At 55.9% G+C, this 16574-nt stretch carries 15 protein-coding genes; 5 read left to right on the top strand and 10 right to left on the bottom strand.

Annotation, left to right across the window (positions count from 1 at the left end; translation table 11 throughout):
• Positions 1-112 precede the first annotated feature (112 nt).
• Positions 113-424 (top strand): hypothetical protein, encoded by a 312-nt coding sequence (locus C3451_RS24390; protein ID WP_050595088.1) that lies wholly within the window; start codon positions 113-115, stop codon positions 422-424.
• A gap of 88 nt (positions 425-512) precedes the next feature.
• Here C3451_RS24390 and C3451_RS23055 read toward each other — a convergent pair whose 3' ends face one another.
• The 10 genes from C3451_RS23055 to C3451_RS23100 all read right to left on the bottom strand — a co-directional run bounded on the left by C3451_RS23055 (position 513) and on the right by C3451_RS23100 (position 12271).
• Entirely contained in the window at positions 513-1598 is a 1086-nt protein-coding gene (locus tag C3451_RS23055; RefSeq protein ID WP_001148851.1) for an iron-containing alcohol dehydrogenase family protein, read from the bottom strand.
• A gap of 33 nt (positions 1599-1631) precedes the next feature.
• Entirely contained in the window at positions 1632-2789 is a 1158-nt protein-coding gene (locus tag C3451_RS23060) for an alpha-hydroxy acid oxidase (RefSeq protein WP_000217345.1), read from the bottom strand.
• Positions 2786-3952, bottom strand: coding sequence for a histidinol-phosphate transaminase (gene hisC / locus C3451_RS23065; RefSeq protein ID WP_000135555.1), 1167 nt, complete (start codon positions 3950-3952; stop codon positions 2786-2788). The genes C3451_RS23060 and hisC overlap by 4 nt, the downstream gene beginning before the upstream one ends.
• Before the next feature lie 58 nt (positions 3953-4010).
• Entirely contained in the window at positions 4011-5693 is a 1683-nt protein-coding gene (gene hutU / locus C3451_RS23070; protein ID WP_000993475.1) for a urocanate hydratase, read from the bottom strand.
• Positions 5694-5736: 43 nt separating this feature from the next.
• The gene (hutH, locus tag C3451_RS23075; RefSeq protein WP_000741484.1) at positions 5737-7287 is read right to left on the bottom strand and encodes a histidine ammonia-lyase; all 1551 of its coding nucleotides are present in this window, start codon (positions 7285-7287) and stop codon (positions 5737-5739) included.
• 114 nt (positions 7288-7401) lie between these two features.
• Positions 7402-8187: an ABC transporter ATP-binding protein gene (locus C3451_RS23080; RefSeq protein WP_016240370.1), complete on the bottom strand. Its 786-nt coding sequence runs from the start codon at positions 8185-8187 to the stop codon at positions 7402-7404.
• Positions 8187-9068 carry an ABC transporter permease gene (locus tag C3451_RS23085; protein ID WP_001087990.1) on the bottom strand — a complete coding sequence of 294 codons (882 nt, stop codon included), beginning with the start codon at positions 9066-9068 and terminating at the stop codon, positions 8187-8189. The genes C3451_RS23080 and C3451_RS23085 overlap by 1 nt, the downstream gene beginning before the upstream one ends.
• A gap of 11 nt (positions 9069-9079) precedes the next feature.
• A complete protein-coding gene (locus C3451_RS23090; RefSeq protein ID WP_000069054.1) occupies positions 9080-10066 on the bottom strand; it encodes an ABC transporter substrate-binding protein in 987 nt (328 codons plus the stop codon).
• A gap of 238 nt (positions 10067-10304) precedes the next feature.
• Positions 10305-10901, bottom strand: coding sequence for a HutD family protein (locus C3451_RS23095; RefSeq protein ID WP_000148344.1), 597 nt, complete (start codon positions 10899-10901; stop codon positions 10305-10307).
• Positions 10898-12271: a formimidoylglutamate deiminase gene (locus C3451_RS23100; protein ID WP_016240371.1), complete on the bottom strand. Its 1374-nt coding sequence runs from the start codon at positions 12269-12271 to the stop codon at positions 10898-10900. Before C3451_RS23100 ends, C3451_RS23095 begins: the two co-directional genes overlap by 4 nt.
• 240 nt (positions 12272-12511) lie before the next feature.
• On the opposite strand from C3451_RS23100, the gene hutC reads away from it, so the two are divergent.
• From hutC to C3451_RS23120, 4 genes are all read left to right on the top strand, one after another.
• Entirely contained in the window at positions 12512-13312 is an 801-nt protein-coding gene (hutC, locus tag C3451_RS23105) for a histidine utilization repressor (RefSeq protein WP_001294851.1), read from the top strand.
• Between the two features lie 153 nt (positions 13313-13465).
• On the top strand, positions 13466-14728 hold the full coding sequence (hutI, locus tag C3451_RS23110; protein ID WP_001515701.1) for an imidazolonepropionase: 1263 nt from the start codon (positions 13466-13468) through the stop codon (positions 14726-14728).
• 11 nt (positions 14729-14739) lie between these two features.
• Entirely contained in the window at positions 14740-15549 is an 810-nt protein-coding gene (hutG, locus tag C3451_RS23115; RefSeq protein ID WP_023280897.1) for an N-formylglutamate deformylase, read from the top strand.
• 231 nt (positions 15550-15780) lie between these two features.
• Positions 15781-16458 (top strand): carboxymuconolactone decarboxylase family protein, encoded by a 678-nt coding sequence (locus C3451_RS23120; protein ID WP_124304450.1) that lies wholly within the window; start codon positions 15781-15783, stop codon positions 16456-16458.
• Positions 16459-16574 lie beyond the last annotated feature (116 nt).

Consider the following 16574-nt stretch of genomic DNA (forward strand, 5'->3'; position numbering starts at 1 on the left):
CGGGTCTGACGGCGCTTAGTGCTGAATTCACTATCGGCGAAGGTGAGTTGATGGCTCATGATGTCCCTCTGGGATGCGCTCCGGATGAATATGATGATCTCATATCAGGAACTTGTTCGCACCTTCCCTGGAGCACCTCCACCAACAAGGGATTATCCAGCCCCATCCTGCCGGTGAGGTTGCTCTGTCCGCCGCCGAGTTTGAAGTGGAGAACCCGTACGCCATAGCCAGGCGCTGGAGCGCGCTCTTCGACCTCCCGATGACAACGCGCGCGGGCAATCCGGCGCTGCGTATTGGCGATAAGTATTTCCAGTTCAATCAAGGGAACAGCAACGCGCTGGTGCAACTCGATTTTCTCACCGACACGGCGGCGCTCAAGGGTCAAACCATTTTGGTGGGCGAAGGGCGTTATGCGTTTCACTGACTCACAATGGGCACCTGCGCGAACGAAGACCGACAACAGGAAACAGCGTATTCACGTTTTCCACCATCGGGATACGCTGCTGAGGGTACTACAACAACCCGGCCTGATGTTCCACACGCGCAATGGCGCTATACAGTGCGCCCGCTGTGACCGGAGCCGGCATGTTCGCCATATCCGGCGCATGCAATGCCATATCAATAATCCCCGCCAGTTCCGTGCTGTCCAGTTCAGCAATTTCCCGCAGGCTGAGCGGGATAGCGCACGCGCGGGCCAGGCCAATGGCCTCCAGCAATTCCTCATCGCTGCGGTTCTCCAGCGCCAGCAGGCAAAGGTTGCCAAATCCCACCAATAAGCCATGACCAAATTCGCGGGTTTTATCGCATACGGTAAACCCCTCATAAATTGCATGAGCGGCAGCAGCATGTGCCCCACTGCTCATTAATGAGGTCAGTCCGGCAAACATAAATATCGCATCCAGTACTTGCTCCAGCGCAGCATCGGGCACCCCTTTGCGAACTGCATCGCAGGCGGCGGGGCCGTGGGTATTGATCAGGTCATAGCAGATACGGCTGTTGGCAATGGACGCCCGGGCGATACCGCTGTGATTGTCCAGCCCGGCGCTGATAGCGCGAAACTCGTACCATTTCGCCAGTGTATCGCCAAGGCCTGCCGCCAACCAGCGCAGCGGCGCGGCGGCTATGATTTCTGTGTCAATAATCACCACAGCAGGCGCCTGATTCAGTGGAAAGAGATCCCGAAAATGGCCGTCATCGTGATAACGGACAGTGAGTGGCGTCACCGCCGCGCAGGTTGCCGCAATGGTTGGCACGGTGACCACCGGGACACGGGTCTCCACGCCCACGGCTTTACTGGTATCCAGGGCTTTTCCCCCACCCACGCCAATGACCAGGTCTGCGCCGGTGGCCTGCACCACTTGCGCCAGACGATGAATATGGCTTTCGCTGCACACGCCGCCAAACCACTCCCGGCCAACCACCGTCACCGATGATGCCGCCAGTTGATAGCGGATATGCGCTTCCACCGCCGCCAGGCCACTATGGCCGCCGATAATCAGCGCCCGTGAACCCAATAATCCGCAGACCTCACCGATACGCGAAACCGCACCTGCGCCACGCAGGATCTGCGCCGGGAAGATAATATTTTGTGCCTGCATAACTGATGCTCCGTGATAACGATGGTGTACATATTAAAACCCCGCCATAGCAGGCTGAAAACGCAGCAAATGCGGCCCTAACTGGGCAATCGAAGTGCATCCCAGTTGCGCCAGCGTGCGATCCATCTCCTGCAAAATAATGTTCAGCGCTTGTTTCGCACCCGCCTCACCAAAGGCAGCGACGCCATAGAGCACAGGTCGGCCAATCAGCACGCCATTCGCGCCCAGCGCCAGTGCTTTCACCACATCGGTGCCACGGCGAAATCCACTGTCGATAAGGATGACAGCATCAGGACCGCAGCACTGACGAATCTCCTGCAGTACTTCCATGGGGCTGACTGAACCGTCCAGTTGTCGCCCGCCATGGTTTGATAACACAATGCCATCCACGCCCGCGGCAAAAGCGCGCCGGGCATCTTCAGGCGCCAGGATACCTTTAATTAACAGGGGACCTGACCACTGTGTGCGGATCCAGTGCAGTGTGGCCCAGTCCAGGTGGGTATCCATCTGTTCGGCAAAATAGCTCGCGCCACCTGCGCCTCGTTGTTTGTCAGCCGGAACATAAGATTTCAGGTTGCCAAAGCCAGGGATGCCTGCGGGCCTGATGGCTCGCCACACCCAGCCGGGATGCATCGCAATGTCCAGCATGCTCGGCAGAGATAGTTCCATGGGCCGTCGGTAATTCCGTTTGTCCTTTTCACGGTTGCCAAAGTGCACCGCATCCACAGAAACCACCAGGGTCGTACAACCCGCCGCCCGGGCCCGGGTCAGTAACCCTGTCGTGACGGCGCGGTCTTTCAGCACATAGAGCTGGAACCAGTGTCGGGGAATGTTTTCTGCGGCGATCTCTTCAATGGAGGCCGTCGAAACCGTACTCTGTATATAGCCGATGCCCGCCTCTCTGGCGGCCCGCGCCAGCATCACATCTGCGCCAAACCGCAGCATGCCGTTGTAGCCTGTCGGGGCGATAAACAAGGGCGCAGCCAGCTTCTGTCCACACAGCGTGACGGATAAATCCCGTTGCGTAGCATCTGTCAGCACAGGGGGAATAAAGCGCCAGCGGCCGAAAACACGGCGATTATCCTGTAACGTTTGTTCATCATCGGCCCCACCCTCCAGATAACTGAAAGCAAAACGGGGAAGCGTGCGCTTTGCCTGCCGACGTAAATCATCAATGTTCAACACTGTCACGCGGCATCCTCCGCCAGGATACGTTTCAGGCTCCGAATAAACTGCTGGTTATCCTGTTCATTCCCCACAGACACCCGGATCCAGTGTTCATACCCCTTCTCCCGCCATGGCTTGATAATGACGCCATCGCACAGCAGACGCTGCGCCAGTTCTGCCGCAGGCTGCCCGCAGTCAAAAAACAGGAAGTTGGCGCAGGATGGCGCAACGCGGAAACCCAGCGCCGTGAGCTGCGCCGACATCATGTCGCGCTGCGCACTGACCAGCGCAATGCTGTCATTAACATGTTGCTGATCCCCCAGAGCTACCACGGCCGCCGCTTGTGCCGAACGGTTAATATTAAACGGTGTGCGAACGCGATTGAGCAGATTGACCAGTTCAGGGTGACTGGCTAAGCCATAGCCCACCCGCAATCCCGCCAGGCCGTAGGCTTTCGAAAAAGTACGCAGCACAATCCAGGGGCGCGACTGCGCGGCCAGCACACGCTGGCTGTCCGGATAATCCGGGTTGTTCCGGCAATATTCGAAATAGGCCTCATCAATCACCAGCACACAGTCCTGAGGTGCCGCGGCGATGATGCGCTCAAAACCTGCATTGTCGAGCATGCAGCCCACGGGATTCGACGGGTTGCTGAAAATCACCATTTTGGCGGGCATCGAAAGTGCCTGAGTCCAGGCGGCGATATCGAACTGATGCTGCTTATTCACGTCAACCAGGGTGACGTCCGCGCCCATCATGCGCGGGAAAATCTCATGCAGACCAAATGAAGGTCGCAATGTGACCACGCGGTCCCCGGGGTTGAGAAAGGCCAGTGCCAGCATATGCAGGATATCTTCTGAACCATTCCCGATAACAATATTCCCGGCCTGCACACCGGTATACGTTGCCAGCGCATCGCGCAGCGCTGTACTGGCAGCATCCGAATAGACTGCGCTGAAACCGGCATCCGCCTGCAGTGCCGCGATGACCTGCGGGCTGGCGCCCAGCGGATTTTCATTACTGGCCAGTTTGGCGATATGGCTCAACCCATATTGCTGTCGTACCGCTTCCGCCGACAACCCGGCGTTATACAGGCTTAATGACCGCGCTGTGGGCCTGGCGAGGTTTTTCAGTATCTGCTGTTGTGAATCAACAAGTGAACTGGAAACTGCTACATCAGAAGCCATTGCATATCCCTCAAAAAAACGCCGGAGGCACAACACCAGGCCATCCGGCATTCAGGCATCAGATCATCGGCAAATTCAAATGATGACGTTCAGCACAGGCTTTTGCCTGTTCATAGCCAGCATCCGCATGGCGCATCACCCCGGTGGCAGGGTCGTTCCACAGCACACGCGCCAGTCGGGCATCGGCATCTTCAGTGCCATCGCACACAATCACCATCCCGGCATGTTGTGAAAAGCCCATGCCAACACCGCCACCATGGTGCAGACTGACCCAGGTGGCACCCCCGGCGGTATTGAGCAATGCATTGAGTAATGGCCAGTCGGATACCGCATCAGAGCCATCTTTCATCGCTTCGGTTTCACGGTTCGGCGATGCCACTGACCCCGTATCCAGATGATCACGGCCAATAACAATCGGCGCTTTCAGTTCGCCGTTACGCACCATTTCGTTAAACGCCAGCCCGGCGCGGTGACGTTCACCCAGGCCCAGCCAGCAAATACGCGCAGGCAGCCCCTGGAAGGCAATGCGCTCACGCGCCATGTCCAGCCAGTTGATCAGATTGGTGTTGTCCGGGAAGAGTTCTTTGAGTTTCGCGTCGGTCTTATAGATATCTTCCGGGTCGCCGGAAAGGGCAACCCAACGGAATGGCCCTTTGCCTTCACAGAACAGCGGGCGGATGTAGGCCGGGACAAAACCCGGGAAATCAAAGGCGTTTTCAACGCCCTCTTCTTTGGCGACCTGGCGGATATTGTTGCCGTAATCGACGGTGGGGATCCCCATATGGTGAAAATCGAGCATGGCCTGGACATGTTTTGCCATAGAAGCGCGGGCGGCTTTCACCACGGATTGCGGATCTGACTGACGGGCGGCCTGCCATTTTTCCAGGCTCCAGCCTTCCGGCAGATAGCCATTAAGCGGATCATGAGCGGAGGTCTGATCGGTCACAATATCCGGACGCAGGCCACCCGCTTTTGCCCGCGCCGCCAGTTGCGGCATCAACTCAGCGGCATTGCCCAGCAGGCCGACAGAGATGGCTTTTTTCTCCGCACAGGCTTTTTCAATCATCGCCAGCGCCTCATCGAGGCTGCGGGTCTTATAGTCCACATAACGGGTACGCAGACGGAAATCAATGTGGGATTCCTGGCATTCAATGGCCAGGACGCAGGCCCCTGCCAGCACGCCAGCCAGCGGTTGGGCGCCGCCCATACCACCAAGCCCTGCCGTCAGAATCCATTTGCCCCGCAGGTCGCCGTTGTAGTGCTGTCGGCCCGCTTCGGCAAAAGTTTCATACGTCCCCTGCACAATGCCCTGCGCACCAATGTAAATCCAGGAGCCTGCTGTCATCTGGCCGTACATCATCAGGCCCGCTTTATCCAGTTCGTGAAAGTGGTCCCAGTGGGCCCAGTGCGGCACAATATTGGAGTTAGCAATCAACACGCGCGGCGCATTGGTATGGGTGCGAAAAACACCGACCGGCTTACCGGACTGTACCAGCAGGGTTTCGTCTTCACGCAACGCCCGCAGGCTGTCCAGAATGGCTTCGAAGGCAGGCCAGTTGCGGGCGGCTTTACCAATACCGCCATAGACCACCAGGTCTTCCGGGCGTTCGGCAACATCGGGGTCAAGGTTGTTTTGGATCATGCGATAAGCCGCTTCGATCAACCAGTTTTGACAACTCAGCGCTGTTCCCTGGGGAGCGCGAACGACATGGGCGGCGGCATTTTTCTGTGGCGCGTTCATGGTCATATCCTTCTATAAAAAATGAAATTTATGTAAAGCGTTATCAGGCAAAGCTCGGCAGTAATGCTTCAATGGCCGCAGGCCAGTGTTCACGGGACGCCCACAAACGCATCATTTCGACATCCGGCGCCATCAGACGATCTTTTTCGAGAAAAGCGACATGTTGCCGAATCGCCTTCATTTCGCTTTCCAGTGTGGCGGAACTTTGCAACGGACGATGAAAATCAAGTCCCTGGGCAGCGGCCATGGCTTCGATACCGACAACCACACTGGTGTTAAAACACATATTGCCCAGACGGCGGGCGGCATAGGTCGCCATTGAAACGTGATCTTCCTGATTGGCGGAGGTGGGCAGGCTGTCGACACTGCCCGGATGTGCCAGCGATTTATTTTCTGATGCCAGCGCGGCGGCCGTGACCTGCGCAATCATAAAGCCGGAGTTAACGCCGCCATCGTTTACCAGGAAAGGCGGCAAGCCGGACAAACCGCTGTCCAACAATAAGGCCATTCTGCGTTCAGAAATCGCCCCCACTTCGGCAACCGCCAGCGCAATGATGTCCGCGGCGAAAGCCACGGGTTCTGCGTGGAAATTCCCGCCAGAAATCACGTCGCCATTTTCGGCAAAAACCAGAGGGTTATCGGATGCTGCGTTTGCTTCAATACGTAGAATGCGGGCCGCATGTCGCAGGTTATCAAGGCAGGCACCCATAACCTGAGGGACACAACGAATGGAATAAGGGTCCTGAACCCGGCCGCAGTTAGCATGGGATGTCACAATATCGCTACCGGCCAGGATCGCCGTCAGCGCAGCGGCGACAGCAATCTGGCCTTCCTGGCCGCGTGCTTCATGAATACGCGGGTCAAGCGGTTTAACTGAGCCTTTAATCGCTTCCAGTGATAATGCCCCGGCCACCAGGCCTGCGGAAAACACCCGTTCTGCTTCAAACAAACCTGACAACGCGAGGGATGTCGATACCTGGGTGCCGTTAAGTAATGCCAGACCTTCTTTCGGCCCAAGTTCAAAGGGGCTCAGCCCTGCGGCAGCCAGGCCTTCAACCGCGGACATCGTTTCGCCACCCAGTGTCACCTGCCCTTCGCCAATCAGCATCAATGACAAATGCGCCAGCGGCGCCAGGTCGCCCGAAGCGCCGACGGATCCTTTTTCCGGAATACAGGGGTACACACCCGCATTAAATAACGTTATCAGTGCATCAATCACCTCAATACGAATACCGGAATGACCCCGGGAGAGGCTGAGAATTTTCGTCGCCATCACCAGGCGAACAACGTTATCCGCCAGGTTTTTGCCTGTGCCCACACTGTGGGACAGCACCAGGTTTCGTTGCAGTTCGGTCAGACGTTCCGCCGGAATACGGGTTTGCGCCAGTTTGCCAAACCCGGTATTAATGCCGTACACCACGTTTCCCGATGCCACAATGCGGGTGACTGTTTCCTGGGAGGCCAGCACATCGGCACGGGCCTCTTCGGCCAGCGCAAGGCGGACATTACCCTGGTATATTTGTCGCAACATGGGCAAATGGACATGCCCGGGTTGCAGGCGGCAAAGGGTGTAATCGGTGGATGAAGCAGCCATAATCTATTCCTGTATATACAAGTAAAACGGGAAGTAAACCCGGTGTAACACCGGGTGTTTATGCACAACCTGACTCACGCTAAAACATGATTAACTGCGCTGCATACCGCGAACTTAGTGATCGATGGTTTGCAGGGTTTCCGTACGAATTTCTTCCGTGATACGCGCCTTCAATGCCATAAATTCTGGTGATGTTTTCAGGGTATAATCACGCGGGTGCGGAAAATCTACCGCCACTTCCGTTTTGATTCGCCCGGGGCGCGCACTGAAAATCGCCACTTTATTGGCCATAAAAATGGCCTCATCAATATCGTGGGTCACAAACAGGACTGTTTTGCGGGAAGATTCCCATATCGACAACAACAGTTCCTGCATCATGACGCGCGTCTGGTTATCCAGTGCGCCGAAAGGTTCATCCATCAGCAGAATTTTCGGGTCGTTGGCCAGGGCGCGGGCAATGGCTGTGCGCTGTTGCATACCGCCGGACAACTGACGGGGGAAATGCTGCTCAAACCCACGTAAACCGACCTTATTAATAAAGTAGTCGCTGCGCTCTTTTTGTGCCGCTTTACTCACGCCGCGTTCCTGTAGGCCAAAGCAGATATTCTGCTCAACCGTCAACCAGGGGAACAGTGTGTAACTCTGGAATACCATGCCGCGATCCGCGCCCGGACCATCGACCAGCACGCCATCCAGCCAGACCTCGCCGCGGGTGGGCTGATCCAGCCCGGCAACAATGCGTAAAAGTGTGGATTTACCGCACCCGGAAGGCCCGAGAATGGTAATAAAGTCGTTCTCATTGACCTGATAATCCACGGGCAGTAATGCCTGGGTCTTCTCGCCTTTCGGGCCACTGAAGACGCGTTCCACCTGGCGAACACTCAGCTTCGGATAGCTCATCACAGCGAACTCCATACAAACAGGCGGCGATTCACCGCTTTAAACAACAGATCAGACAGCAATCCAATGCAGCCAATCACGATAATGCCGAAAATCATTTGCCCGGTATTGAGTAACGCCTGGCTATTGACAATCATGTGACCTATCCCGCTGGATGAACCAATCAGTTCCGCCACGATGACATAGGTCCATGCCCAGCCCAGCACCAGGCGCAGCAGTTCCGCAATTTCCGGCGCCGCCCCGGGGATTATCACCCGACGCACCACGCTCTTGTTGGTCGCGCCAAGGGTATACGCCGCTTCCACCAGATCGCGCCGCGCCGCGCCGACAGCCACCGCAACCATCAGGGTTATCTGAAAGAACGAACCGATAAAGATCACCAGTATTTTTTGCATTTCGCCAATCCCTGCCCACAGAATAAGCAGGGGGACAAACGCCGATGCGGGCAGGTAGCGGCAAAACGAAACGAAGGGCTCAAAAAACGCTTCGATCAGTTTGTATGAGCCCATCAGAATACCCAGCGGCACGGCGATAATGCACGCCAGAATAAAGCCGCCCAGTACACGCATTACCGTCATACCGATATCTGTTGTGAAATCAAAATCGGTAAATAACAGCCCCCCTTCCTGCAACATACTGGCCGGACTGGCAAGGAATGTCGGCGACACCAGCCCGGTAAAAGTCACCAGCGCCCACAGCGCGAAAAACAGCACAAAAAAGCAGAAGCCCAAAAACCAGCGATGACGGGACGCCACGGGGCGCAGTGGCACCATCATCGGGTTGTGCCAGACCTTTTTACTTGCCGGCAGAGGCGCCGGCTCACGTAAAACTGACTGCGTACTGGCGGGAAATTCCGCGGCCTGACTGACAGGACTGTTCATCTTGTGGTCCTTCATGGCTGAGTCACATACTTCGCGTCATACAACGTATTAATATCTGGCGTTTTATGCAGGATTTTCATTTCCGTCAGCAAACGCGCCGCTTCGTTGGTAAAGGTGACAATCTCGCCACTGAAGAACTTCTTGTTCGCATCACGGTCTTGCCAGCGCAGATAGCTGGACTCTTCAGCAAACTGTTTGCCGGTTTCTTTGACCGCCGCCCCCATAATCTCATTGGCTTTATCCGGATCTTTTTTGATCATATCCAGGGCTTCAAAGTAGCTATTTACCAGTGCCTGAGCCGCTTTGGGGTTTTTATCCAGCCAGGATGGCGTACAACCCAGGGTGTCCATCACCATGGGATAATCCAGTGTGGTGGTCAGAATTTTGCCTTTGTCCGGGCTTTGGCGGATGGTGGAGAGATACGGCTCGTACGTCACAGCGGCATCGTTCTGCCCGGCAATAAAGGCATGAGCGGCGGCATCCGGCCCCAGGGTTGCCAGTTTGACGTCTTTCATCGTCATGCCGTTTTTATCGAGGATCCAGGCCAGCAGAAAATAGGAGGAGGTTCCTGGTGCATCGACACTGATGGTTTTCCCTTTCAGGTCAGCCACTTTATTGATACCCCCACGTACGGCAATCCCATCCGCGCCATAGGATTTATCCAGTTGCACAATTTGCTTGATGGGCACACCGCTGGCATTCCAGGTGAGGTAGGTTTCCACCGTGGTCGCCGCGCACTGCAAAGAGCCTGATGCAATGGCCAGGTGGCGTGATTGCTGGGGTACCATTTTCAGCGTCACGTCCAGGCCATTCTTTTTGAAAATGCCTGCCTTATCGGCCAGTGTCAGGGGAGCGAATCCTGTCCACCCGGAAATACCAATGGCCACCGGAGTCTCTGCCGCCATGGCGGTGTTTATTGCCCCGCAACCCAATGTCACTGCCAGCCCTAACATGGATAACGAACGCTTCAGCACAGTCCTGGAAATCATGTTGCTCATCTGCCACTCCTGCCAAATTACCTGTCTCGGGGAAATGCCTGGCCAGTGAACTGCCCGGGCAAAATACGCTACTGTATACTCTTGTCTATACAAGCAAGCCGAATAAGTAAAGCAAGCTTTGTGCCAGTTCAGCTATGCCTGCTTTCCCGGTTATTTCGGCCTGTGGCCAGTGGTTTTCTCTGCCTGTCGAATCAAATAAGTGCGCAGGATGCGCCAAACCAGTGCAGGACGCACCAACTCAGGCAATGACCGCCGCCCAAAGTAGCAGACTGCGCGTTTTTTGTGCATCCACAGTATGCAAGGCAGAAATCGGCCACTGTGTCGTCTGACAGCTGTCTGACGTCGGTGGCCACCAGATACCTTCACCCGCGCCCAGCCGGGTCCCATCCGGTAATTGCCAGTCACCCTGAATGGCGAAAAGCACACCGCCCTGCTCACGGGACACCGTGCCACTTCCCCTGAGGGCGACAACGCCGGGCAAACAGACAGTACGCCGGGTCATCAGGTTAAAATCCATCGTCTCGCCCCCCAGAAGATGTGCGTGGAGTGCAAGATCCCCGCTAAACTCGAAGGGTTCTCCCACGGTATTCAGCACATGATTCACCCCGATGCCGTCAGTCAGTTGCATGCCCTCGCCACTCAACAGCGTGATGGAACGCGCAATGCCGGGGAAAGCGGAAAACGGGCCATCCTGCGCGACAGTGGCAATGCTGGCACGCCAGTCAAAATCCGCCTGCCCTGGCGGCCAGCTGATAATTTCGCGGGTTTCGCCGCCGCCATTACGCCAGCGACTGACCGGCAGCCTGGTCTGGGAAAAACGCTGCCAGCCCGTCATGCTGTCGCCTCCGCCAGTTGGCGCAGTACCTGCAGAAAATCAGCGGCAACGGCCTGTTGCTGCGCATGTTGCCCATTGATAATGCGGGGGGTCCCGCCAACATACACATCGCGAATCTGCCCGGCGTGGCCGGCAAATAACCAGCGGTTGAGAATTTCAGGGGCGCGGGCTGCCGCCAAGTAAGGATCCTGTCCATCCAGCACCAGCCAGTCGGCGCGATACCCCACTGACAATCTCCCGACAGGCGCGCCACAGGCCTGCGCACCACCGGCAAGCGCCTGGGTGTACAACACATCGCCCACCACATTTTGGGTCGCCGTTGTCAGGCGGTTGCGGCGCTGATCACGTAAGCGCTGCCCATATTCGAACCAGCGCAGCTCTTCCACCACATTAAGTGAAACATGGCTGTCGGAACCAATACCCCAGTGACCGCGCTGTGCCAAATAATCGACGCCGGGGAAAATACCGTCGCCCAGATTCGCTTCTGTTGTGGGGCACAGCCCGGCAACCGCACCGCTTTGCGCCATGCGGGCCACTTCTTTCTCATCCGCATGTGTCGCGTGGACAAGACACCAGCGGGCATCGATATCCAGGTGATCATACAGCCACGCAATGGGGCGTTGTCCGCTCCAGCTCAGGCAGTCATTGACTTCTTTTTGCTGCTCGGCGATATGGATATGTACAGGCAATGCCGGGTCGCTGGCCTGTAAAACCTGCTGCATCTGCGTGGGGGTCACGGCCCGTAGTGAGTGAAAACACAGGCCCTGGTTTTGCAGTACTTTGCCCGTTATCTGCTGGCGGATAATCGCCTGCTGGCGCAAATAGGTGTCAGCGTCCTGAATAAACCGCACCTGACCCGCCTGAGCCGGTTGCCCGCCAAACCCGGCATAGCTGTAGAGCACGGGCAACAGCGTCAGGCCGATTCCCGCAAGGTCGGCAGCGGCGCTTAATTGGGCGGTCATCTCGCCGCGGTCAGCATAGGGGTTACCGCTGATATCATTGTGCAGATAGTGGAACTCAGCGACCTGGGTATAACCCCCTTTGAGCATCTCGATATACAACTGGCGGGCGATAATACCGACCTGGTCCGGCGTTAATCGCTGCACCGTGCGATACATCAGGTCACGCCAGGTCCAGAAACTGTCCTGCGGGTTTCCGGCCACCTCCGCCAGCCCGGCCATCACCCGCTGGAATGCATGAGAGTGTAAATTCGGCATACCCGGGATCACCGGACCTGAAAGCCGGACAGCATCCTGTGCTGTGCTGTCCGGCGTGATGGCGGTTAACATGCCGGCAGCATCGACATCCAGACGCACATTGTGAGCCCATCCTTCAGCAAGCAGGGCTTGTGTAGCAAAATAAGCAGGCATAACAACGTTCCTGAGCAGCAAAAGAAACATAAAGGCAATTATAAGTAAACAATTGCAAAACTTTGGGGCGACTTGTCTATACATATACATATGCATGGTTTGGCTGTAAACTTGCGCCATTCCTTTTTTTATCATTTGAGTTTTTCACCACAGCTTTTCTGCTTACGCTTCGCGGTTGAAAATACGCCAGCGTCCGGGAAACGATGACCTTGTCTGTGGCACTTTTGAGAGGTAAGAAACATGTCTGAGCCCACCCTTTTTTCATCGGCCGGTACGGCGCAACAAGACGTGACCCGGCAGACACTATCTGAGCTGGCCGCCGCCATGAGCGATGCACCGGCGCCCATTTATCAGCGGGTGAAACAGGCCATCATTGGCCAGATTCGCGCCGGCGTCTGGAAACCCCACCAACGTATTCCATCGGAAAGTGAGCTGGTTAATGAAATTGGCGTCAGCCGTATGACCATCAACCGGGCGCTGCGCGAACTGACCAGCGAAGGTTTTTTAATCCGCATGCAGGGCGTGGGGACGTTTGTCGCCGAAGCAAAAGCCTATACACCGATGCTTGAGGTCCATAATATTGCTGATGAAATCGCCCAACGTGGTCATCGTCATGACAGTAAAATTTTAGTGTGCGAGGCCCGCCAGGCGGACGCCGATCAAGCGCTCCAGTTGGGGATTGCCATCGGTGATACGCTGTTTTACTCCCAAATTGTGCATTACGAAAATAACGTTCCGGTACAAATTGAAGACCGTTTTGTTAACCCGGAAACGGCGCCGGATTACCTCCGGCAGGTGCTCAATAAACAGACGCCATATACCTATCTGATGGATATTGCCCCGCTGACCGCAGGGGAGCACCGCGTTGAAGCCATCAGCGCCAGCGATGAACAACGCCACTTGCTGCAACTTGAGGAGCATGAGCCCTGCCTGTTGATTCACCGGCGAACCTGGAGCGGCAGCCGCGTTGTGACGTCCGCCCGCCTGATTTACCCGGGTTCGCGTTATCAGTTATTTGGCCGTTTTACCAGTCACGGCTAATCGCGTCTGGCGCAGGCGGCATTCACAGGCCGCCCGTCTTTACGCGACAGTTGGCGATAAGAAAAAACTATCTCTGGCCGCCTTGCCGCCCTTTCGGTTATGGGTTAGGTTGACTTTAATTGTCTATACAAGATAAATCATCCGGAGTCTGCTATGTCCTTAGCCTCGTCCCTTTGCCTTACTGTCACGCCCCCGGCGCACTGTGACAGTGTCTGGCGCGGCGCCACGCTGGTCACCATGCAGGATGGCCGTTACAACGTGATAGAAAACGGCGCATTGGCAGTGACGGAGGGAAAAATTGTCTGGCTTGGCCGTAATGCCGACTGCCCGGCGTTTCCCCATGCACAACAGCATGTATTCGACGGCGGGATAATTACCCCGGGATTTATCGATTGTCATACTCATCTGGTGTTCGGCGGGAACCGCAGCGCCGAATTTGAGCAGCGGTTAAATGGCGTAAGCTATGCAGAAATCGCCGCGGCGGGCGGTGGTATTTTATCCACTGTAAACGCCACCCGGGACGCCACGGAAGAGGAACTGCTCCGGCAGGCTTTATTGCGTTTGCAACCGCTGCTGGCCGAGGGGGTCACCTGCCTTGAAATTAAGTCAGGCTACGGGCTGACCCTGGACAGTGAATTAAAAATGTTGCGGGTTATCCGCAAATTAGCCACTCTGTTGCCTGTCGATATTCAGTCCACCTGTCTTGCCGCCCATGCCCTGCCGCCCGAGTACAAAGACCGGGCGGAGGACTATATCGACTTTATTTGCGATACCCTGCTGCCCATTGTCGCCAGAGAAAAACTGGCGGATGCCGTTGACGCATTCTGTGAGCACCTTGCGTTCTCCCCAGCACAAGTCGAGCGCATTTTTGATGCTGCACAGGCTTTGGGGTTGCCGGTTAAATTGCATGCGGAACAACTCTCTGCCCTGCATGGCAGTTCACTGGCGGCAAACTATCACGCCTTGTCGGCGGATCACCTTGAATACGCCACCCAGGAAGATGCTCACGCCATGGCGGCCAGCGGCACTGTCGCCGTCCTGCTGCCCGGCGCATGGTATTTACTGCGTGAAAAACAGCACCCGCCCGTGAATTTTTTCCGCCAGTATCAGGTGCCGATGGCCCTGGCGAGTGATGCCAACCCGGGGACATCCCCGGTGCTGTCATTGCGCCTGATGCTGAATATGGGCTGTACACTGTTTGGTCTGACGCCGGAGGAAGCGCTGGCCGGGATTACGTGCCACGGCGCGCGCGCCCTCGGTCTGGCCGCGTCTCACGGTACGCTTGCCGAAGGTAAGGTTGCCGATTTTATCCACTGGCCGCTGTCGCGACCGGCTGAACTGATCTACTGGCTGGGCGGTCAATTGCCCTGCACGGTGGTCTATCGCGGGAAAATACGAGGAAACGTTCATCCATGAGCCTTTCAGCTATGACTGACATTATCGATCCTTACCATTTCACGGCTGGCAGTGCACCGTTGCTTATCAGTATTCCCCACGCGGGAACACAACTGACGCCGGAGGTCGACAATGGTCTGAGCGATGCCGCACGCCCGCTTGGCGATACCGACTGGCATATTCCCCGCCTGTACGATTTTGCTCACGCCCTCGGCGCCAGTATGCTGGTCGGGAATTATTCCCGTTTTGTTATCGACCTGAATCGCCCTGCTGACGATACGCCGCTCTATACCACCGCCACCACAGGATTGTACCCGGAGACTTTATTTGATGGTCGGGACAGCTTTACGCCCGGCATGACGCCGACAGCCGCCCATCGTCGGCACTATCTGGCGCAAATCTGGCACCCTTACCACCAGCGTATCCAGTCAGAGCTGGCGCGGATAAAACACCAGTTTGGTTATGCACTGCTGTTTGACGCGCATTCTATTGCATCGGTTATCCCGCGTCTGTTTGATGGTCGGTTGCCTGATTTGAACCTCGGTACCAACGGCGGCGCCAGTTGCGCTGCAGCCCTGAGCGACCGTCTGGTCGATTGCTGTCAGAAACAGTCGCCATTCAGCCATGTGCTTAATGGCCGGTTTAAGGGCGGCTATATTACCCGGGCATACGGACAGCCTGACGCGAATATTCATGCCGTGCAACTTGAACTGGCGCAGGTCAATTATATGAACGAAATGGCGCCTTATGCGTATGCAGAGGAAAAGGCCCCTCAACTTCAGGCGCTGCTGCGATCCTTACTTGAGAATATGCTCGACTGGGCAGATAGCCACTATCAATAACCCTCACACATGCCATGAGGCAGGCACCCAATATCCGGTCTGCCTCAAGCCAAAATGCCATTAACCCGGGAGCCATCTTTGGTATTCTGCTGATGTCATCCCCGCATTAATGAGCGCCATGCATAAGTCCATGCATATTTACCCGTATTATCATTGAATCCTGCTTTGCATACACTGCCGGTATCAGGGCGCACGCCCTTCTCTTTTTCGCAATACACCCGGAGATTTGTTATGCAAAACAGGCTGGACAATAAACAGCAGGCCATTATTCCAATTGCGGCTTTCGCCGCAAAGGGCGACACAGAAAAACTCGCTGCTGAAATACAGCACGGGCTGGATACAGGCCTTACCATCAATGAAATCAAAGAAGTCCTGATTCAGCTCTATGCCTATGCCGGTTTTCCTCGCAGCCTGAATGCCCTTGGCGTGCTTATGGGCGTGGTGGAACAGCGTCAGCAGCAAGGAATTACGGATAATGCGGGAGAAGACGCATCCTCTTTTCCTGAGAACTGGAATGCCCTTGAAGGTGGCACGCAAAACCAGACGCGTCTTATCGGGAAACCCGTAACAGGCCCGCTATTTACCTTTGCGCCTGCAATTGACCAGTTCCTTAAAACGCACCTGTTTGGTGATATTTTCCAGCGTGACACCCTGAGCTGGCAGACGAGGGAGCTGGCCACCATTTCGTTTCTGGCTGCAATTCCCGGTGTCACCAGCCAACTGAAAAGCCATTATGCCATCAGTCTGAATGCGGGATTGACGGCTGAGCAGCTGTGGGCATTTACGGCAATTCTGGGTCAAAAATGCGGTGCTGATATGGCAGACAACGCCTGGCCCGTGCTGGGTGAGCTGCTGGATGAAACAAAAACGCCCCGGCACGGTGGCTTATCCACACCGTGGCTTTGTTAATGGAATGGTCGCCTCCCATCTCTTGTGCCACAGTGGGACGATAAATCGTCACTCATTGAACGGAGCGCTGCTATCATGAACGTTAAAACTATTGGAATCGATTTGGCAAAAAACGT

The sequence above is a fragment of the Enterobacter sp. 301B genome, from assembly GCF_003850715.1.
GTDB classification, from domain to species: Bacteria; Pseudomonadota; Gammaproteobacteria; order Enterobacterales; family Enterobacteriaceae; genus Enterobacter; species Enterobacter intestinihominis.